Raw genomic sequence first — 20,293 nt, 5'->3', positions numbered from 1 at the left:
CGCTCCGTATCCCCCCACGACGGCGGAGCCAGGGATGCGAGGATGAGCCGCCATGCATGCTGGGTGGTGTTCGCGCACGACGAGGGCCGCGGTGTTCGCGGCCGTCTGCGTGCTGCTCGCCACCCTGGGGCACGTCCTGATGTCGGGTGCCTCGGTGCCCTGGTGGGCGTTGGCCCCCGCGACGGCGGTGACCGGGACGGCGGCGTGGTCCCTGGCCGGCCGCGAGCGCGGGCCGGTGCTCGTCTCCTCGGTCGCCGTGGCCGCCCAGAGCGCCCTGCACGCCTGGTTCTCGTACGCGCAGGAGCGGTCGGTGCCGGTCGGCGTCCCGGCGCCGTCCGCCTCCGTGGGAGGCATGGCCGACGGCACCCCTCCCACGGACCACACGGCGTCCATGGCGCACATGGGGCATGCCCTGCACTCCATGACACAGGGCGCCTCCACCACGGGTGCGACGGATGTCGCGGACTCCCTGGCAGGCATGGGCCACACCATGGGCGGGATGTCGTCCACGGGCATGACGGCGGCCCACCTGCTGGCCGCGCTGCTGAGCGGCCTGTGGCTCGCGCACGGTGAACGCGCGGCCTTCCGCGTCCTGCGGGCCGTCGCCGGATGGCTGGCCGCCCCCCTGCGGCCGGGCCTCGCCCTTGCCGCGCTCCCGCACCGGCCCCGCCTCCTCGCCCGGCGTGGCCGCCCGGCACGGAGGCCGCGCCGGCTCTTCCTCGCGCACGCGATCACCTCTCGGGGCCCGCCTGCGGGGACCGCTGTCGCCTGAGACAGCCGGCTCCCCGACACCGCCACGGCGCAGCGCGCCCGGGCGGCTCGGGCGACGGGCGTACGCCGCCGTGCGCGGACCCGCCCGCCACTCCCACACCGTCACCGGATCCGCCCCGCGTCGCACGCGGCCGGATCCGGGTGCCGGACACCCGCGTGCCGGGCGTCCGGACTCCCGAGAAGGACACCAGGTGATCAGTCCTGCCCTGCCCGAGACAAGCGACATGACGGCACAGATCCCGCGCGGCCGCGACGCGAGGACGTCCGCGGACGCATCGACCACATCCTGGGCGCTCGCCGCCCGCGACGGTGACACGGAGGCCGTCGAGCACTTCGTACGCGCCCTCCACCGCGACGTACGCCACTTCGTCACCTACCTCGGCGCCGATCCCCAGACCGCCGACGACCTGGCCCAGGACACGTTCCTGCGGGCGCTCGGCAGCCTGCACCGCTTCGAGGGCCGTTCCTCCGCCCGGACCTGGCTGTTGTCCATCGCCCGGCGCGCGGTCGTCGACAGCCACCGGCACGCCTCCGCCCGGCCGCGCCTCGCCGACACCGACGACTGGCAGACCCTTGCCGAATGCGCGCAGGAGCGCGGCCTGCCGGGCTTCGACGACGGCATCGCGCTCGGGGAACTGCTGGCGGCGCTGCCCGACGAGCGCCGCGAGGCGTTCGTCCTCACCCAACTCGTCGGCCTTCCCTACGCGGAGGCGGCCGCGCTCAGCGACTGCCCGGTCGGCACCGTCCGGTCCCGCGTCGCCCGGGCCCGCGCCTCCCTGCTGCGGGCCTTGAACGAGGCGGAGCGGACCGAACCGCCCGGCGCCACCGCCTGACAGGGCGCGGTCCGAGAAACGACGCCGACGCCCCGCAGTGCTACTGCGGGGCGGGAAAGGCCTGTTCGGTCCAGATCGTCTTGCCGGTGCCGGAGTAGCGCGTCCCCCACCGCTGGACGAGCTGGGCGACGATGAACAGGCCCCGCCCGCCCTCGTCGTCCGCGCTGCTGTGACGCAGGTGCGGTGACGTGTGGCCGGTGTCGGCGACCTCGCACAGCAGGGTGCGGTCCCGGATGAGGCGCACCCGTACCGGCCCGGCGGCATACCTGACCGCGTTGGTCACCAGCTCACTGACGACCAGCTCGGTCGTGAACGACAGCTCCTCCAGTCCCCACCGGTCCAGTTGCCCGGTGGCCAGGTCCCTGAAGCGGCCCGCGGTGACCGGTTCGGCGGGAAGCTCCCATTCGACGACCTGCGAGGTGTCCAGTTCGCGGGTGCGGACGAGCAGCAGTGCGGTGTCGTCCGCCGTCGAGCCGCCGGGGAGGAGTTCCGCCACGGCCCGGTCGCACAGCTCCTCCAGGGACGCGTGCCGGTCACTGAGCACCCGCCCCAACGTGGTCAGGCCATGGTCGATGTCGTGGTCGCGCGCTTCGACCAGGCCGTCCGTGAAGAGGGCCAGCAGGCTGCCCACGGGCAGTTCGATCTCCGCCGACTCGAACGGCAGGCCGCCGAGACCGAGGGGCGGACCGGCCGGCAGCTCCGGGAAGGACAGCCGGCCGTCCGGATCGACGACCGCCGGTGGCAGGTGGCCCGCCCGGGCCATGACACACCGTCGCGACACCGGATCGTAGACCGAGTAGAGACAGGTCGCCCCCGTCGTCACGTCCGGGTGCCCGCCGTCCGGCGTGCCCGTCCCGCCCCACTGCTCCTCCGCCGACTGGGCGACCAGGTCGTCGAGCCGTGACAGCAGCTCCACGGGATCCATGTCCAGCTGCGCGAACGCGCGTACGGTCGTACGCAGCCGACCCATGGTGGCGGCGGCCGGCAGCCCGTGTCCGACCACGTCCCCGACCACGAGCCCGACCCGGCTCCCGGACAGGGGGATCACGTCGAACCAGTCCCCGCCGACCCCGGTCACGTCGTCCGTGGGCAGATACCGGTAGGCCAGCTCCACCGCCGAGCCCTCACTCAGCTGCTGCGGCAGCAACTGGCGCTGGAGCGTCAGGGCGGCGTTGCGCTCGCGGGTGAAGCGGCGGGCGTTGTCGATGGACACGGCGGTACGGGCTACCAGCTCCTCGGCCAGCGCCACCTCACCGCCGTCGAAGGTGGCCGAACCGGCGCCGCGGACGAAGGTGACGAGGCCCAGCATGCCGCCACCGGCCCGGAGCGGTACGACGAGGGTCGTGTCGTCGAGCACGAGGCCGCCCGACGAGAGGCAGCGGTCCTGGGGCGAACCGGACGGGTACTCCACACGGGACGACGGGGACGTCACGTCGGGCTTCCGGGCGTGGTGGTCCACGCTCGGGCAGCGGGCGGCCCGCACCAGGGGCAGGGGAGCCGAGGCCTCGGTGGCCGGCACCTCCCCCTCCAGCACGTCGCTCGCCAGGTCGACCGTGACGAGGGTGGCGAACTCCGGCACCGCCACCTCGGCGATCTTCCGTGCGGTCACCGTCACGTCGAGCGTGCTGCCGATCCCGCGGCCCGCCTCGACGAGCAGGGCCAGCCGCTGTTGCGCCCTCTGGCGGTCGGAGATGTCGAAGGCGTCCTCGCACACTCCGAGGACGTGGCCGTCGGCGTCCTGGAGCCGGTAGTAGGCGCAGGACCAGAGGTGGTCCGTCTCCGGGTCGCTGGGCGGCCGGCCCTGGAAGTGCAGGTCCAGGAAGGGCTCCCCGGTGGCGAGCACACGGCGCATGACCGCGTCCAGGGTGGGCGGGTGCCCCTTGGTCACGAACCGTCCCTCCGCGTACAGCTCGTCGGCCCGCAGGCCGCGGAACTCGGCGAAGGGTCGGCCGATCTCCCGCTCGTAGGCCGCGTTGCACCAGGTGAGACGGAGTTCGGTGTCGTAGATGGCCAGCCCCACGGGTGACTGGGTGGCCAGCCCGTGCAGCAGCGCCAGCCGGGCGTCCCACACCCTGAGCCGCTTCAGCTCCGTGGCGACCAGGACGCGTACCGCCGTGCCGGCGCCGGGCAGGGGGCACGCCGCGGTGGCGACGACCACCTCGCGCCCCTCCCGGCTCCGGGCGGTGCGGACCTCGTCCCCCCGCAGACGCAGGGGGAGCGAGGGGACGGAGGGGGTGGGGCCGCTGGACAGGAAGGCGGACAGGGGCCGGCCGACGATCTCCTGCGGCGCGTAGCCCAGCAGCCGCTCCGCGGCCGGGCTCCACCCGATGACCGTGTCCTGGGCGTCGACGACCATCGTGGCCGCCCTGGAGATGTCGAGGGGGCCCCGGAAATCAGCGCTTTCGTCGGCGGTCCATCCAGTCATAGGCCCGTACCAGCCCCGTTCGTCCCCTACAGAATCCGCCGTCCCACCGACGGGCACAACCGCAGGGCGCCGGGCCGGCCGGGGAGGGGCCCGTCACCGCTCAGCGGTGGCCCGCGGCACGGTCCCGTTCACGCCCCCGGTCCGGGCCTGACGCACGCCCGCGGCCGCGCTCTCCGCGCGCAGCCCGGTCGCCCGTTACTCGGGCAGGTGGGCCTCCGGGTCGTCGGGACGGTGGTCGGGCAGGGCCGACCGGGCCGCCGCCTCGTGATGCAGCCGCAGGAACTCCAGATGGCGCTCGTAGTGGTCGAGGACGTCCGCGATCAGCTGCTCCCTGGTGTAGCCCATCACGTCGTAGCCCTGGTTCCCCTCGGCCAGCTGCACCTCGCACCGCACATAGCTGTCGTGGGTGCTGACCGAACGGGTCGCGAAACCGGGGGTGGGCATCTCCACCGGCCAGACCCGGTAGACGAAGACGTCGCTCGGGCCGATCGGCACCTGGAGGCCCACGTGCGGCAGACCGTTCTCCTCGCTCTCGTCCTCCAGGAACTCGGCCGGCGCGCCCTGCCCCCGCAGTTCCCCGACGACGTCCTGGAAGGCGGGCCGGCACACCTCGTCGACGAACCGCAGGGCCGCCCTGCGGCCGGGGAAGGTCGTCGCCCGTGCGAGCCGTCGCCGCCAGTTGCGGGTCCCCGGCGGGCCCTGCTGCGTGGTGCGGCCGGACAGCGAGGCCGGGAGCGAGGTGGCCAGGGCCTCCTCCCGCATGCGCTCGGTACGCAGCGCCAGGTAGAGACCGATCATGATCAGGAACATGACGACGGAGAAGGGCAGACCCATGATGATCGTGGCGTCGGTCAGGGCCTGCACACCGCCCACGAGGAGCATGGCGAGCGTGAGCAGCCCCGTCGCCACCGCCCAGAAGATACGCAGCCACGGTGCCGCGTCGGTCACCGGCGTCGGCAGCTCGGAGCTGAGGTTGCCCATCACCAGCGCGCCGGAGTCCGCGGAGGTGACATACAGCAGCAGCCCCACGAACGTGGCGAGGCCGGCGCTGAACGTCGCGCCCGGGTACTGCTCCAGCAACCCGTAGAACGCCTGCTCCGGCGATTCCATCGCGGTCCGGCCGAACTCGGTGTTGCCGTCCCGCACGACGAACAGCGCGCTGTTGCCCAGGATCGAGAGGAAGAGCCCGGTGAACAGGAACGGGACGACCAGCGTCGCGGCCACGAACTGGCGCAGGGTGCGGCCGCGGGAGATCCGGGCCAGGAACAGGCCCACGAACGGGGCCCAGGCGATCCACCAGGCCCAGAAGAACAGCGTCCACGCGTTCAGCCACTCGGTGGGCTGGTCGTAGGCGAACGTGTTCAGGGTCATCGAGGGGAAGCCGCTGATGTAGTCGCCGATGTTCTGCACCAGCGCGTTGAGCAGTCTGAAGGGTTCGCCCACGACCAGGACGAAGAGCATCAGCAGGACGGCGAGCAGGACGTTGAGCTGCGACAGGCGACGGATGCCCTTGTCCACACCGGAGACGGCGGACACGGTGGCCATCACCACCGCCACCACGATCAGGCCGATCTGCGCGGGCAGCCCCTCGGGCACGCCGAACAGGACCTTCAGCCCGTAGTTCAGCTGGACGACGCCGATGCCGAGCGACACGGAGATGCCGAACACGGTGCCGATGATGGCCGCCAGGTCGACCGTGTCACCGATCCTCCCGTGGATGCGGCGGCCGATGACCGGGTACAGCGCGGAGCGGATCGCGAGCGGCAGCCGGTACCGGAAGGCGAAGTAGCCGAGCACCATGCCCATGAGGGCGTACATGGCCCAGCCGGTGATGCCGTAGTGGAACAACGTCCACACCACCGCCTGACGCGCCGCCTCGACCGTCTCCGGGGAGCCCTCGGGCGGCGTGAGGTAGTGACTCACCGGACCGGCGACGGAGAAGAACATCAGGTCGATGCCGATGCCCGCCGCGAAGAGCATCGCCGCCCACGCGAAGAGCCCGTAGTCCGGCTTGTAGTGCTTCGGTCCCAGCTTGACCGTGCCGTACTTGGACACACCGATGAAGACGACGAAGACCAGGTAGAGCGTCGCGGCGAGGAAGTAGTACCACCCGAACCAGGACGAGATCCGGTCGACGGCCACCCCGATGGCCTTCTCGGCCCCGGAGGGCGAGATGATCGCCCACATCGAGAGCGCCAGGATCAGCGCGGCCGAGCCGAAGAAGACCACCGGCTTGAGCGTGCCCGAGTCCGCCGGGCGGTCGTCCCGGGCATCCTGCTCCGTCACCGGCCCGCCTCCCGGCCCGCCCCATCGGGCCCACCGGCGAGCAGGTCCACGGCCCGCTCGGCGACGAGCAACACGGTCACCATGGGGTTGATGGTGGGCATGGACGGGAACACCGACGCGTCCACGATGCGTACGCCGTCCACGCCCCGCAGCCGCAGCTGCGGGTCGCACACGGCCATCGGGTCCTCGGGCGCGCCCATCCGGCAGGTGCCCGCCGGGTGGTAGACGGTGTGCGCGGCCCGCCGCCCGTACTCCGACAGGGCGGCGTCGGAGGTCACGTCGGGGCCGGGCGCCACCTCCCGTACGAGCCAGTCGCGCAACGGGTCGGTGGCGCCGATCTCGCGGGCGATCCGCAGGCCGTCGACGACGGTGCGCTCGTCGTAGCCCTCGGGGTCGGTGAAGTACCGGAAGTCGAGCGCGGGATGTTCGGCGGGGTTGCTGCTGCGCAGCCACATGCGCCCGGTGGACCGGGCCCGCGGTACGTTCGGCGTCATGCACACCCCGTGCTCCGGAACCGGGTAGCCGAGGCGTTCGGTGTTGACCGTGAACGGCACCTGGTAGAAGTGGAACATCAGGTCCGGTCGTGGTTGGTCCGGCTCCCGCCGAAGGAACAGCCCGGCGTCGGAGTCCATCGCGGAGTTCGGCGGCAGCGGGCCGGCCGTCTCCCAGACCATCACCGACTCCGGGTGGTCCAGCAGGTTCTCTCCGACGCCGGGCAGGTCGGCCCGCACCTCGATGCCCAGGGCGCGCAACTGGTCGGCGGGCCCGTAGCCGGAGAGCATCAGCAGGCGCGGGGTGTCGATGGCTCCCGCGCACAGCAGCAGTTCGCGTTCCGCGCGGACGGCGGCGGGCAGGCCGTCGGGGCCCCGGACGGCGACACGGGTCAGCCGTCCGGCCTCGTCGGTGAGCAGGCGGTGGGCCCATGTCTCCAGGCGGATGGTGAGGTTGGGGCGGTCCAGGACCGGGTGCAGGTAGGCGACGGAGGCGGAGGAACGCAGGTTGCCCTCCGGCTGGTAGGCCAGGGAGAAGAAGCCGGCGCCGTCGGCGAAGGGTTCGGCGTTGAAGTCCTCGACGACGGGAACGCCCGTGGCGCGTGCGGCGGCGGTGACGAAGTCCCTGGCGATCGGGTTGCGGTCCGCCTCGGCCACCGGCACGATCCGCGTGCGCAGCCGGTCGCGGTAGGGGAGGACCGTCCCCGGGTCCCAGCCGGCGCAGCCCCGGGCCACCCAGTCGTCGAGGTCCTGCGGCAGGGGCATGAAACTGATCAGCGTGTTGTGCGAGGAGCACCCGCCGAGCACGCGGGCCCGCGAGTGGAGGATGTGGGAGTTGCCGCGCGGCTGCTCGACGGTCGTGTAGCCGTAGTCGAACTCCGAGCCGAGCAGGTTGATCCAGTTGCGCAGCCGCAGGATCCGGTCGTCGCCGACGTCGCTGGGCCCGCCCTCGATGACGCAGACGCGGCAGTCCGGGTCCTCGCTCAGGCGCGCCGCCAGCACGCAGCCGGCGGTGCCGCCGCCGACGATGACGTAGTCGTAGGAGGTCTCCGGGCCGTGCGGGGTGGTGGCGGCCATGGGGTGCCTTTCTTCCGGGGCCGATCTGCGGCGGTCTTGCGGCGGGGCGGGAGGGCCCGTGTCGTTCGGCGGGACGGGGATCGCGTCCCGTTCGGCGGGGCGGGGACCGTGTCCCGCCCGGCGGGGTGGGGACCGTGGCCCGCTCAGCCCTTGAACCAGCCGGAGGGGGCGGGGGAGAGGTTCTGGTAGATGTGCTTGGCCTCCTGGTACTCCCGCAGCCCGGCGGGTCCCAGCTCCCGTCCCACGCCGGAGTGTCCGAAGCCGCCCCACTCCGCCTGGGGCACGTACGGGTGGAAGTCGTTGATCCACACGGTGCCGTGCCGCAGCCGCTGGGCGACGCGTTGGGCGCGGCTCGCGTCGGAGGTCCACACACCGCCGGCCAGGCCGTAGCGGGTGTCGTTGGCCAGTTCCACCGCCTCGTCCTCGGTGCGGAAGCGCTCGACGGTGACGACCGGGCCGAACACCTCCTCCTGGACGATGCGCATGGACCTGTCGCAGTCGGCGAACACGGTCGGCAGGACGAAGAAGCCGCGGCCCAGCGCGGGATCGTCCGGACGCCCGCCGCCGGTGACGAGCCGGGCGCCCTCCTCCAGCGCGGCGGCGATGTGCGCCTCGACCTTGGCACGGTGCTCGGCGGAGCTGAGCGGGCCGCTCTCGGTGCCCTCCTCCAGGCCGCTGCCCAGCCGGATCGCCGCGGCCCGGCGGGCGAGGGCCTCGACGAACGCGTCGTGCACGGTGTCCTGCACCAGCAGCCGGGAACCGGCGGAGCAGACCTGTCCGGAGTGCAGGAACGCGGCGTTGAGCGCATGGTCCACGGCCGTGGCGAAGTCCGCGTCCTCGAAGACGACGTTGGGATTCTTGCCGCCCAGTTCGAGGGCCACCTTCTTCGGGCCCTCGGCGGCCGCGGCCATGATGGCGCGTCCGGTGGCGAGGCCGCCGGTGAAGGACACCAGGTCCACCTCGGGGTGGCCGGTGAGCGCGGCGCCGACCGTCCCGCCGGCCCCCAGGAGCAGGTTGACGACGCCCCGCGGCGCCCCGGCCTCCTCGATCAGCCGGACCATGGCGATCGTGGTGAGCGGAGTGACCTCGCTGGGTTTGAGGACGAGGGTGTTCCCCGCGGCCAGCGCCGGTGCCACCTTCCACGAGGCCTGGAGCAGCGGATAGTTCCAGGGGGCGATGAGCGCGCACACCCCGACCGGCTGGTGGACGACACGACTGAGGACGTCCGGGCCGACGTCCACGACGCGCCCGCCGTCCTTGTCGGCCAGTTCGCCGTAGTAGCGGAAGGCGTTCGCCACGTCCTCCACGTCGACGCGGGACTCGGTGAGTGTCTTGCCGGTGTCGAGGGTCTCGGTACGGGCGATCTCCTCCTTGTCGCGCAGCAGCAGGGAGTGGACGCGCAGCAGGAGGTCGGCCCGTCGGCGGGTGGGCGCGTCCGCCCACTCCTCCTCGGCGAACGCACGGCGGGCGGCCCGTACCGCGCGGTCCGCGTCGGTGGCGTCCGCCTCGTCGACGGTGCCGACGACGGAGGCGTCGTACGGGTTGAGCACCTCCCGCCGCGCGCCGGCCGCGGCCCGCGTCCACTCACCGTCGATGTACAGATCGCTCACGGGGGTACCTCCTGTGGGACCGGGCGTCGTCAGGGCCGCTGCGGCGACGGTGACCACGCTCCCCACGAACGGGAACAGGGCACACCCTGGCAAATCGCGACATTACCCCTCGCCGTGGCCATGCAGGCTCCGTCGCGGTCCCCCGAGGGCGACGTGTGCGGGCTCTTCGCCCGGACGGGCCCCCGCCCGGGTGGGCGGTGCGGTGAGCGCCGGTGTGCCGAGGCCCGGGGGCCGCCGCCTCACGCAGCACTCTGGTCGTGGCGGACCGACTGGGCTACCGTCGGTAACACCCGCGTCACCTCGCCGTCCTCATCACTTCGTCATCCTCGTCGGCCTCCCGCCGTCGCAGTCGTGGCGCGCGCTCCTCCTCCGTACGCCGTCGGAAGGCAGCCCATGCAGAATCCGTCCGCACCTGCCGGGATCACTCGCCGCCACGCCCTCACCGCCACGGGAGGCGCGCTCGCCGCGGCCGCTCTGGCGCAGACCGCGCCCGCCGTCGCCGCCGAGGCGCAGGAGGCGGACGCGATCGTCGTCGGTCACGGCCTCGCCGGCCTGGTGGCCACGGCCGAACTCGCCGCGGCCGGACGGAAGGTGCTGCTCCTCGACCAAGAGCCGGAGGCCTCGCTGGGCGGTCAGGCCTTCTGGTCCTTCGGCGGCCTGTTCTTCGTCGACTCGGTGGAGCAGCGCCTGATGGGCATCAAGGACACCCGCGAACTGGCCTGGCAGGACTGGCTCGGCACGGCCGGCTTCGACCGGGGCGTCGGTGACCCCACCGGCCAGGACCACTGGGGCTACCAGTGGGCCGAGGCCTACGTGGACTTCGCCGCGGGCGAGAAGCGTTCCTGGCTCGCGGGCCTCGGCGTCCAGTGGTTCCCCCTCGTCGGCTGGGCCGAGCGCGGCGGCGGGCTGGCGGACGGGCACGGCAACTCCGTGCCCCGGTTCCACGTCACCTGGGGGACGGGGCCCGCCGTCGTCGAACCGTTCGAGAAGAAGGTCAGGGCGGCGCGGGCCGCCGGCAGGGTCGTCTTCCGGTTCCGGCACCGCGTCGACGGCCTCGTGACCACCAACGGCACGGTCACCGGCGTGCGGGGCGCCGTCCTGGAACCGAGCACGGTGTCCCGGGGGAAACCGAGTTCGCGCACCGTCGTGGGCGAGTTCGAACTGCGTGCCCCCGTGGTCGTCGTGACGTCCGGCGGCATCGGCGCCGACCACGACCTCGTCCGGCGGAACTGGCCGGACCGCCTCGGGACACCGCCCAAGACCATGATCACCGGCGTTCCGGCGCACGTGGACGGGCGCATGCTGGCGATCACCGAGTCCGCGGGCGGACGCATCGTCAACCCGGACCGGATGTGGCACTACACGGAGGGCCTCAGGAACTACGACCCGATCTGGCCCGGCCACGGCATCCGCATCCTGCCCGGACCGTCGTCCCTGTGGTTCGACGCCACCGGCAGACGCTTCGACACCCCCGACATACCGGGCTACGACACCCTGCACACCCTGAAGTCCATCACGGACACCGGGTACGACTACTCGTGGTTCGTCACCACCCAGAAGATCATCGCCAAGGAGTTCGCCCTCTCGGGCTCCGAGCAGAATCCGGACCTCACCGAGAAGAACGTCTGGAAGCTCCTCTCCCGGATCTGGCAGACACCGGAACCGATCGAGAAGTTCAAGAAGAACGGTGTGGACTTCGTCGTGGCCACGAGTCTGCCGGAACTCGTCAGGGGCATGAACAAGCTCACCGGCGACGGTCTCATCCGGCACGACGACCTGGAGCGCCAGATCCAGGCCCGCGACCGGGAGATCGACAACCCGTATACCAAGGACGTGCAGGTCATGGGCATCCGCAACGCCCTCGCCTATCCCGGGGACGCGCTGAGCCGGACGGCCTCCGCCCATCGCATCCTGGACCCGGACGCCGGCCCCCTCATCGCGGTGCGCCTCAACATCCTCACCCGCAAGACCCTCGGCGGCCTCCAGACCGACCTCAGTGGCCGCGTCCTGAACGCGTCGGGCGAACCCGTCCCGGGACTGTACGCGGCCGGCGAGGTGGCGGGGTTCGGGGGTGGCGGCCTCCACGGGTACCGGTCACTGGAGGGGACCTTCCTCGGCGGTTGCCTCTTCTCCGGCCGCCTGACCGGGCGGGCGGCGGCCGCGGCGACGGCGACCTGACGCCGGCGGGGGGCAACGGGGTCGCTCCGCCGAGCCGGCCTCCGAGTGGCCGGGCGCGGTCACGGGGCCGGCCGCGGGGCGGTGTCCAGCAGGGCCCTGGCCCTCGCGGTGCGGCGGTAGTACACGTACCGCCCCTCGCGCTCGCGGCGGACCAGGTCGGCGGCCAGGAGGCGCGAGAGGTGGAAGGAGACCGTGGCGGCGGTGAGGTGGTGGCGGGCGGCCAACGCCGTGGTCGTGCGCGGCTCGGCGAGGCTGCGCAGGATCGCCAGGCGGGTGGCCCCGAGGACCGGGGCCATGACCGGTTTCGTGTCCGGTGACGCGTTCACGGGCACCACGAGCTGGGCTCCGCCGCGGTGCAGGGGCGCGTGCAGGCCGATGCGGGGCAGGAAGAGGCTCGGTACGAGCGTGAAGGGGTGATGCCCGCTCACCTCGCCGTCGAGGGGGGAGTCGATCCGCAGGGACCCCTCGTCCCAGCACATGGAGGAGTGCAGGCCCGCGAGCGCGCCGCCGAGTCCCTCCCGTGCGGCGAGGGTGCTCTGCCGCTCGACGAAACCCTCGAAGCCCGCGGTGACCGCGTCCCAGCGGGCCGCCATCGTCCGCTGCCACAACCAGTGCAGTTCGCCCGCCAGCCGCTCACGCAGGTCGTGCTCGTTCCTCTCGATGCGGCCGCGCACCCGCGCGTCGGCCTGCTGCAACTCATGCTCGCCGAGCCACGGGCACCGGTCCCTGCGCGCCGCGCCCCCGGTCAGGAATGCCGTGAACTGTTCGTTCACGGTGTTCGTGGGTGTCGAGGCGACGGCGTGCAGTTGCTCCTCCACCGGTGGCAGGAAGGTGCGGGGCGCCGGTGTGAGCAGCTCCGGGAGGTAGGCCGTGTAGCCGCGGGTGACGGCGGCCAGCGTGGGCAGGTGGCCCGAGTCCAGCAGGGCCCGCAGACGACGGAGGACCGGGTGGGCCGCCGTCCTGGCCTCCGCCACCGTGACCAGCGCGGCGGCCAGCTCGCCCACCGGGGACACCGCCCAGCGCAGGCCGGCGAGTCGCTCGGCGGACATGTGCAGCCGGATCAAGCGGGCCTCCTGGAGGTGCCGGGACGTTTTCGAGTCTGATCGAATCGACGTCCGAAGGCCGCGATGGGTTCCTAGGCTCCGATCACCGGCCGGCCCGCGATGCGACGGCACCTGGCCTGCGAGCCACTCATGAGAGGGACCCAACCCGTGTACCAGCAGATGTTCTTCGTCAACCTGGCCGCCGACGACCTGGAGGCGTCGAAGAAGTTCTTCACCGGCCTGGGGTACGCCCTGGACGACCGGTTCAGCGATGACACGACGGCTTCGATCCCCCTGAGCGACACCGTGACCCTGATGCTGCACACCCACCGCAAGTACGGCGAGTTCACCAAGAAGAAGATCGTGGATTCGACGACGTCCAGTGAGGTGCTGCTCGCGCTGAGCGCGTCCAGCCGGGAGGCGGTCGACGAACTGGTCGACAGGGCCGTCGCCGCCGGCGGCTCGGTCACCGGTGAGACCCAGGACCACGGGTTCATGTACGGCCGTGCCTTCGACGACGTGGACGGGCACACCTGGGAAGTCATGTGGATGGACCCCGCCGCGGCCCAGAGCTGACCGGGGCCCGACGAACGTCCGGGAGCCGGCGGTCGCCGTCGGCTCCCGGTACGCGCGGCGTGCTCCGGGACGGACGCGTGGCGTCCTCCGGATCCGACGCGTGGCGTGCTCCGGGCCGATGCCCGGTCCGGTCGGGCACCTCCCGACGGGCACCGGAACCCCGCGGCACGGCAAGTCGGGGTCGTGGACCGCGGTGTGGTCAAGATCCGCCGGGTCACGGGTCTGTCCCGGCGCCCGGTACGCGTGCCTCATGGCCCACGATGGCCGGAACCGGCGCCCCGGCCGGTGGCCCGACGCTCCTTGCGCGCGGTGAGGTCACTGAGTCACCACCCCGTACTCCCGTGCCGACGGCGTCGGTCGAGGACCGGGGAGGGGGCCTGATCCGACGGGGTGGACCGCGCTGCGCAGGGCCAGGCCTGTAACAGGGATGTCTTAGGGAGGAGGCGGGCGGAACGGGCAGGCGGGCCGGGCGGCTCTTGGTGGTCACAAGCGCCCACCCGGACCGAACCGTGCCGAGCGGGCGGCACCTCCCACGAGACTGAGGAAGAACCGATGCGCGTTCGCAAGCTCACCTTCACCGCCCTGGTCGTCGCCGCGGGTCTCTCGCTCACGGCGTGCAACGGCGATGACGGCACGGCGCAGGGCGACGGACCGGCCGCGTCCTCCGGGTCCTCCGGGTCTTCGGCGGGCGGTGGCTCCGGCTCGGGCTCCTCGGACCAGGGAGCCGGCAAGGACTCCGCCGGCGAGGGCTCGGGCGGGCAGGAGACGGCCGCCGGGAGCGGTTCTGACGCCGGCGCGGGCAAGTGCCGCACCGACGAGCTGGAGGTCACCGCCACGGACGCCACCATCGACGGCGACCCCGAGGGGTCGGTCGCGGTCACGTTCAAGAACGGCGGCGGCCGGGACTGCGCCCTGGCCGGCTACGCGGGCGTCGACCTGAAGACCGACGAAGGGGAGCTGTCCGCCGAGCGCAGTGGTCAGAAGGCCTACTCCCTCGTCCTCAAGGACGGCGCGTCGGTGTCCTTCGGCATCACCTACCCGCTCAACGACACGGGCGGCTCCGGCGTCGGCATCACCGGGCTCGTCGTGACACCGCCCGACGAGACGAAGTCCGTCACCCTCGCCTGGCCCGGTGCCGCCACCCTGCCCGTCACCGACAGCACCGGCACGCCCGTGCGGGTCGGCCCGATGGGCAGCGCGGGCCAGGGCGGGGCGAGCTGACCCGTCGCGTCGGCGGCGACGCCGCGTGCCGCACCGAGGGTTGCCGCCGACGTGGACCCGTATCAGGCGTCGGCGAGGAGAGGATCGTAGGGGGTGCTCGTGCGGCGCCCCGACATGAAGGACAGGAAGTCGCCCACGAACGCGCTCCGGCTGCAGGTGCCGTCGACGGTGGCCAGGTCGCGGTGGAATGCGGTGCGGAAGAGGGCCCGGTACTCGTCGGCGTCGATGGTTCCGCTGCCGTCCTTGTCGGTGACGTCGAAAAGCACCTCGGCGGCGCGGATGAGTGCCGGCCCGGCCAGGGAGGGGAGGGCGGCGGCGTACTCGACGGCGCTGACCCGGCCGTCGCCGTCCGTGTCGAGGGCGGCCTGCAACTCGCGCCACCAGGCGGCGAAGGCGTCGTAGAGGCGGGTCTCCTCGGGCTCGTCCAGGTCGAGGCGGGTGGCCAGTTCACGGGCCATGGCCGCGAGGTCGGGCCAGTCCAGGTGGCCGTCGCCGGTCTGGTCCAGCACCTCCCGGAAGAAGTCCTCCGCCGCACGCCGGCCCTCTCCCGGGCCGCCCGGGGCGGAGGCTGCCCGGTCCGGCTCGGGAGAGGGATCGCCGCCCAGCGGCGACAGGAGGCGGAGCAGGGCTGCCGCGCGCCTCATCCGGGAGCGCAGCGCGGCCACGGTCCGGGCGCGGGGGTCGTCGCTGCCGGGGGAGAGGGAGAGGACCTCGATGATGCTTTCGGCGTTGATCCAGCCCTGCGGCAGAAAGCGGGCGAGGCCGGCGGCCAGGTAGGCCCCCTGCATGAGGGCCGGCGCTCCGGGCATCTCCGGCAGACCGGCCCGGCGCCGGTACGGCTCGGGAAGCGAGGCGACGGTGATCGCGCCCAGCAGCGGACCGGCGACGCTGCGACCGGCCGCCCACAGGGCCGGCGCACCGTCCAGCAGCGCCGGGGCGGGCAGGTGGTCGAAGAGCCGGTAGAGGATGACGCGGGCCGCCTCGGTGTTCTCCAGCTCGTTCTCGACGACCCCGTCGAAGTACCGCCAGAAGCCGCCCAGGTCCTCGGGAAGCGCGGTGGCGTCGCCGTCCAGCGCGGCGAGGAAGGCGCGGTACTCGGCGTACATCCGCTCCATCGTGTCCTGGTCGAGCGGCTGGCCGCTCAGCCGGCACATGGTGACCGCGCTCTCGAAGAGCGTGGCGACCACCCAGGCCCGGGCGGCCCGGTCCGTCGCGTCGTAGGGGCGGTCGCGGGAGTCGGAGCCGCTCATCCGGGCGTGCAGCCGGTTGAGCCGGGCGGCCTCCCGTTCCCGTACCGAAGCGTCCGCGCCGAACATGCGCCGCATGCTCAGGAAGGTGTTGCGCAGCCGGCGCCACGGATGCGCGAGGAACGTGGAGTGGTCGACGAGGGCGGCGCCGATCTGCGGGTGCGCGGCCTCCAGCACGGTGGCGCGGATCATGGCCAGGGCCCAGCGCGGGTCGTCGAAGAAGGAACCGAACGTGGATTCCGGCCCGAACAGGGGCGCCTCGCCGGCCGTTGTCGTGGTGTCGCTCATCGGAAACGGTCTCCGTCCGTCGCGGCCGGTACGCCACCGAAGCGGCGGTCACGGCACCGGTAGGTGTGCAGGCAGCCGAGGAAGTCAGCGGCCCGGAAGTCCGGCCAGAGCACCTCGGGGAAGACCCACTCGGCGTAGGCGACCTGCCAGAGCATGAAGTTGGAGATGCGCTGCTCGCCGGAGGTGCGGATGACCAGATCCACGTCAGGGGTGTCGGGGAAGGGCAGGTGGCCCGCGAAAAGCCGCTCGGTCACCTCCTCGGCGGGCGTCCCGCTGCGGATCAGCGACCGCGCGGCCTCCACGATGTCCCGGCGCCCCCCGTGGTCGAAGGCGACGGTCAGCGTCATCCCCCGGTTGCCGGCCGTCAGGGTCGTCAGGTCGTCGAAGTCCCGGCTCAGTTCGCGGGGGATGCGCGGGTCGGCGACCCCCAGGAACCGGCAGCGGATGCCACGGGCCAGCAGCAACGGCGCGTGTTTGCGCACGACCCTGCGCACCAGACGCATCAGGAACGAGATCTCGGGTCCGGGTCGGTTCCAGTTCTCGGTGGAGAAGGCATACAGGCTGAGCCACTCGACACCGGCGGCCCGGGCCGCCTCGATGGTGTCGATGACCGTGGTCTCCGCGGCCCGGTGCCCGGCGGTGCGGGGAAGCGAACGCCGCTGCGCCCACCGTCCGTTGCCGTCCATCACGCAGGCCACGTGCCGCGGCACCCCGCGCACCGGGCGCCCCTCCCGCCGCTTCTCGTCGAACCCGTCACCACCCTCCCGTTCGCCCGGCCGCTCCTCCGCGGCCGCGCGTGCCCGCGGAACACCGCGGTCTTCCCCCTGCGGCCCCGTCTCGTCCGCAGCACCATGATCGATGGCACCGTGCTTGGTCACGCCCACCCCGTCTTGCCCGATCCCACACCCCGGCCAGAGCCTTCGCCAGTGGCAGTCTGACAGCGTGAAAGGGGCCCTGACCGGCCGAAGACAGGGCCGTCACCCTTGGCTCGTACGTTCGAGTCCGGCAGAGGTCGGCGCCATCGACCGCCGCCCGGCCCGGCCCCGCCCGGCTCCCGGGTGCCACGGCGGCAGGACCCGCCGTACGGCTCCTGGAGGGTGCGACCGGCAAGGAGCACGCACGTCCACGAAGCCCTCGGCCACGGCCGCCCCGCCCTCACTCCGACGCGAGGCTCCACCGGCGCGCCAGGGTGTCGTACGCGTACTGGGGGAGGCCCTCGATGGCGCTGGTGCGGAACGGGCGGCCGTCGTCGTCGATGCGCACCGTGCCGGTGCGGCCCTGCGAGGACCAGTCCAGCTCCAGGTACCAGCGGCAGTCACACGTACTGGTCCCGGCGGTGACCAGCAGCACCTCGGGGTCCCGCGCCGAGACGCGGTAGGGCATGCGCACGGCCGGGATCGGCGTGCCGGAGTCGTTTCCGGCGACCGCGCGGGCCAAGGGGCGGTCCTTGTCCAGGTCCACGGCGAAGTACCGCGGAGTGACCGCGCCGCCACAACCCTGGTCCATGGCGTAGGCGTTGCCCTCGGCCGGCGCCGTACGGCCCACCACGCGCACCCGCAGCGCCTCCAGTACGACGGCCGTGTCGCTGCGCCCCTGCACCGACAGCCGCACGAGCGTCTCGCCGCCGTGCACGGCGCTCTGCGTCGCCGCCCAGGGCGCCGCGTCCTGCGGGGCCGGGGGAGGGGGGACCTGGCCCGGCGGTTTGGCGATGACGTAGTCGTGACCGCAACCGAGCTTCCAGGCCTGGGAGTCGACGGACCAGGTGAGCGGTAGTCCGGCGGGCTGTTCGCCGCTGGGCGGGGCGGATGCCGCACCGGGCGGGCGGGAGGTGTCCTGCTGCTCCTTCGGGGTGGCGGAGGCCGGGGGCCGCTCGGAGGCGGGGGCACCGCTCGGGCCGGGCGAGGCGCCCCGTCGCTCAGGCGCCCTGGCCCCCGCCGTAGCGGACGCCGCCGTACCGGACGCCCTACCGGACGCCGTGGCGGCGACCTGCGCGGGCCCGCCGCCGGACGCCGGCCGCCCCTCCGGCAGCGCGGACAGCGCCCCGAGCGTCGCGAGCACGGCCGAGACGGAGGCCAGCCCGGCCACGAGACGCCTACGGCGATGCCAGGGACGGCGCGAGGACGCGGGCGCGCTCTGCGGTCCGCCGGGTCCGCCGGGTCCGCCGGGTTCGCCGGGTTCGCCGGGTTCGACCGGGGTGGGCGGCTCGGGAGGTGCGGATGCCCCGTGCGGGCCGGGTGCAGGGGTCGTCTCGGCGGCCGGCCGGTCACCCGCTTCCGGCGCCGCGTCTCCTCCCGGTGCCTCGTCCGCTTCCGGTGCCGCGTCCGCTCCGGCGCTCCCCTCCACCGCTGTCTCCGCCGTGTTCACCGCTGTGTCCGCCGTGCCCGCTCCACCCGCCGGGTCGCCGACCACCTCCGCCGCCACGGCATCGGGCGCGCTCGGCGCGGCCCCCGCCGCACGGGGCCGGCGGCGGGCCGCCACCGCCAGGAGCCAACGGCGGTGCAGTTCCAGACGCTGCTGCGAACTCGCCCCGCACAGGGCCGCGAAGCGTTCCACCGGGGCGAAGTCGAGCGGCACCGCGTCGCCCGCGCAATAGCGGTGCAGCGTCGAGGTGTTCATCCCCAGACGGCGGGCCAGCGAGCCGTAACTGCGGTCCGTCCGCTCCTTCAGCGCCCGCAGCAGCGCCGCGAACTCCGCCACCGCGTCGATACTGTCGTAGCCGTCGCCGCCGTCCTGTGCCGACACAAGCCCTCCCTGTCCCCTCACGTCCCCGCCCGGGCCCGGGACACCGTCCCAGGCACCCCATAGACCTGCACGTCAGATGGGCTGGGATGGTTCCACCGTGTCCGATCGGCCGTCGGCTGTTGCGCCCGCCCGCGGTGACCGCTGATGCTTCGGGTACCGCACCGGCCAGGCCCGGGCCGACCAGCCGGCCTCGCCGCGGCATCCACGTCCACGCACCCATTCACGGGGGAACACCCATGTCGCTCCGCACTCGAACGAGCGCTCTCACCGCACTCGCCGTCGCCGCCCTCGCGGCGGGCACGGTCCTGACGGCACCAGCCGCCGGCGCCGCGCCGACGACCGCAAAGCCGAAGACCGCCGCGCCCAAGTTCCTGTCGGCCTCCCAGCTGCCGCCGCACCCGACGTCGTCCTGGAGTGCCGGGCCGGTCACCGAAGGATTCCCGGAGGCACTCGGCGGCTGCGTCAGCACGGAGGGCGTGCCCTCCTACGACTACCGGCACCGGCAGTTCTGGACCGAGCTGGACACCAACGCCGTGCAGCTGACCGTCGTGACGGATACGGCCGCCCACGCCAAGGCCCTGGCGAAGCACTACGACGACCTGATCCGCACCTGCGCCGACCGCATCGAGGAGGCCTCGCCCGACGTCGAGGCCGAAAGCCGGGACTACGGCAAGCTGCCGGTCGAGGAGGGCGCCCGCGTCCGCGGCCTGCACACGGAGACGTCCTGGGGCGCCAACGACGTCTCCCTGCTGTCGGTCGGGCGGGACGGCAGGACCGTCACCGTCGTGGGCTGGGGCCAGATGGGCGACTTCCGGAGCGCGCCGGTGACCGCCTTCAAGAAGACCACGACCACGGCCGTCGACAAGCTGTACTGACCGGTCCACCACCACAGAGCCAGGGGCCGTCCTTTCGCCACGGGGGTCGGAAGGACGGCCCCGCCCCACCCACGCCCCCGCGGAACGGGGCCGCCGCACCCCGGGCTGGGACTCACTGGACCAGGTCGGTGTGCGGATGCGCGGCGGAGACCGGGCAGACGTAGATCTGTATGCCTCGGCTGCTTGCCACCTGCTCCGGTCCGCCACCGGACGCCAGGCCTGCGACCGCACTGTTCTGGCGGTCCGGGAACATCGCGCACGGACAGCTGCGCGACGGGCAGCATGGAGACCGGGCTCTCCGCGGGCCAGGGCGGACCGGCATGGAGTCGCTCCATGAACGCCGCGGCGTTGCGCTCCTGCATGCCACTCTCCTCCGGCGTCCCGTCGTGGCTCTGGGGATCAGGGTGGAGGCGGTCCTGTCTGCGCCTGTCGAGCCGTGTGTCCGCCGGCGACGTGCACCCCCCCCGGAGCCCCGCTGCACGTCCTCGCGGTGCGTCCATGGTTCCCCGGTCGGCCACAGCAACGGCCCGCCCTGGCGAACTGTCCCCGACCGAAGGCGCGCCCGGCCGCGGGTGCAGCCGCGCCGCGGGCCGCGCCAGGGGAGCCGGCTCGGGGGAGAGACCGCCCCCG

General features: G+C 73.2%; 14 protein-coding genes. 6 read left to right on the top strand and 8 right to left on the bottom strand.

Annotated elements, in window-relative coordinates; genetic code table 11:
• Positions 1-52: 52 nt before the first annotated feature.
• On the top strand, positions 53-772 hold the full coding sequence (locus ACGF5T_RS18005) for a hypothetical protein (RefSeq protein ID WP_356611732.1): 720 nt from the start codon (positions 53-55) through the stop codon (positions 770-772).
• 190 nt (positions 773-962) lie between these two features.
• Entirely contained in the window at positions 963-1,604 is a 642-nt protein-coding gene (locus ACGF5T_RS18000; protein WP_392888359.1) for a sigma-70 family RNA polymerase sigma factor, read from the top strand.
• Between the two features lie 40 nt (positions 1,605-1,644).
• On the opposite strand, the gene ACGF5T_RS17995 is transcribed toward ACGF5T_RS18000, so the two are convergent.
• The 4 genes from ACGF5T_RS17995 to ACGF5T_RS17980 form a co-directional block, all read right to left on the bottom strand.
• Positions 1,645-4,029, bottom strand: coding sequence for a SpoIIE family protein phosphatase (locus tag ACGF5T_RS17995; protein WP_361015158.1), 2,385 nt, complete (start codon positions 4,027-4,029; stop codon positions 1,645-1,647).
• A 195-nt stretch (positions 4,030-4,224) separates the two neighbouring features.
• Positions 4,225-6,315, bottom strand: coding sequence for a choline BCCT transporter BetT (gene betT / locus ACGF5T_RS17990; RefSeq protein ID WP_366767927.1), 2,091 nt, complete (start codon positions 6,313-6,315; stop codon positions 4,225-4,227).
• Positions 6,312-7,883, bottom strand: coding sequence for a GMC oxidoreductase (locus tag ACGF5T_RS17985; protein ID WP_366767926.1), 1,572 nt, complete (start codon positions 7,881-7,883; stop codon positions 6,312-6,314). The genes betT and ACGF5T_RS17985 overlap by 4 nt, the downstream gene beginning before the upstream one ends.
• A gap of 143 nt (positions 7,884-8,026) precedes the next feature.
• Positions 8,027-9,493 carry an aldehyde dehydrogenase family protein gene (locus ACGF5T_RS17980; RefSeq protein WP_356611742.1) on the bottom strand — a complete coding sequence of 489 codons (1,467 nt, stop codon included), beginning with the start codon at positions 9,491-9,493 and terminating at the stop codon, positions 8,027-8,029.
• 393 nt (positions 9,494-9,886) lie between these two features.
• On the opposite strand from ACGF5T_RS17980, the gene ACGF5T_RS17975 reads away from it, so the two are divergent.
• Complete coding sequence (locus ACGF5T_RS17975; RefSeq protein ID WP_356611744.1) at positions 9,887-11,671, top strand: FAD-binding dehydrogenase; 1,785 nt, start codon at positions 9,887-9,889, stop codon at positions 11,669-11,671.
• A 59-nt stretch (positions 11,672-11,730) separates the two neighbouring features.
• Here ACGF5T_RS17975 and ACGF5T_RS17970 read toward each other — a convergent pair whose 3' ends face one another.
• A complete protein-coding gene (locus ACGF5T_RS17970) occupies positions 11,731-12,735 on the bottom strand; it encodes a winged helix-turn-helix domain-containing protein (protein WP_366767925.1) in 1,005 nt (334 codons plus the stop codon).
• 147 nt (positions 12,736-12,882) lie between these two features.
• Here ACGF5T_RS17970 and ACGF5T_RS17965 point away from each other — a divergent pair, with 147 nt between their 5' ends.
• Complete coding sequence (locus ACGF5T_RS17965; protein ID WP_361015146.1) at positions 12,883-13,290, top strand: VOC family protein; 408 nt, start codon at positions 12,883-12,885, stop codon at positions 13,288-13,290.
• 552 nt (positions 13,291-13,842) lie between these two features.
• Positions 13,843-14,511 carry a DUF4232 domain-containing protein gene (locus ACGF5T_RS17960; RefSeq protein ID WP_366767924.1) on the top strand — a complete coding sequence of 223 codons (669 nt, stop codon included), beginning with the start codon at positions 13,843-13,845 and terminating at the stop codon, positions 14,509-14,511.
• Between the two features lie 62 nt (positions 14,512-14,573).
• Here ACGF5T_RS17960 and ACGF5T_RS17955 read toward each other — a convergent pair whose 3' ends face one another.
• The 3 genes from ACGF5T_RS17955 to ACGF5T_RS17945 form a co-directional block, all read right to left on the bottom strand.
• Positions 14,574-16,046: an oxygenase MpaB family protein gene (locus ACGF5T_RS17955; protein ID WP_366767923.1), complete on the bottom strand. Its 1,473-nt coding sequence runs from the start codon at positions 16,044-16,046 to the stop codon at positions 14,574-14,576.
• Positions 16,043-16,765 (bottom strand): polyprenyl diphosphate synthase, encoded by a 723-nt coding sequence (gene uppS, locus ACGF5T_RS17950; RefSeq protein WP_356611812.1) that lies wholly within the window; start codon positions 16,763-16,765, stop codon positions 16,043-16,045. The genes ACGF5T_RS17955 and uppS overlap by 4 nt, the downstream gene beginning before the upstream one ends.
• Before the next feature lie 436 nt (positions 16,766-17,201).
• Positions 17,202-18,788 carry a helix-turn-helix domain-containing protein gene (locus tag ACGF5T_RS17945; protein ID WP_366767922.1) on the bottom strand — a complete coding sequence of 529 codons (1,587 nt, stop codon included), beginning with the start codon at positions 18,786-18,788 and terminating at the stop codon, positions 17,202-17,204.
• A gap of 236 nt (positions 18,789-19,024) precedes the next feature.
• Between ACGF5T_RS17945 and ACGF5T_RS17940 the strand changes: the two genes are divergently transcribed.
• Entirely contained in the window at positions 19,025-19,663 is a 639-nt protein-coding gene (locus ACGF5T_RS17940) for a hypothetical protein (RefSeq protein WP_356611755.1), read from the top strand.
• Positions 19,664-20,293 lie beyond the last annotated feature (630 nt).

Source organism: Streptomyces sp. NPDC047853, assembly GCF_043204535.1.
Lineage (GTDB): Bacteria > Actinomycetota > Actinomycetes > Streptomycetales > Streptomycetaceae > Streptomyces.
The sequence above is the reverse complement of the archived record's forward strand: the minus strand, read 5'-3'. Positions and strand labels throughout refer to the sequence as shown.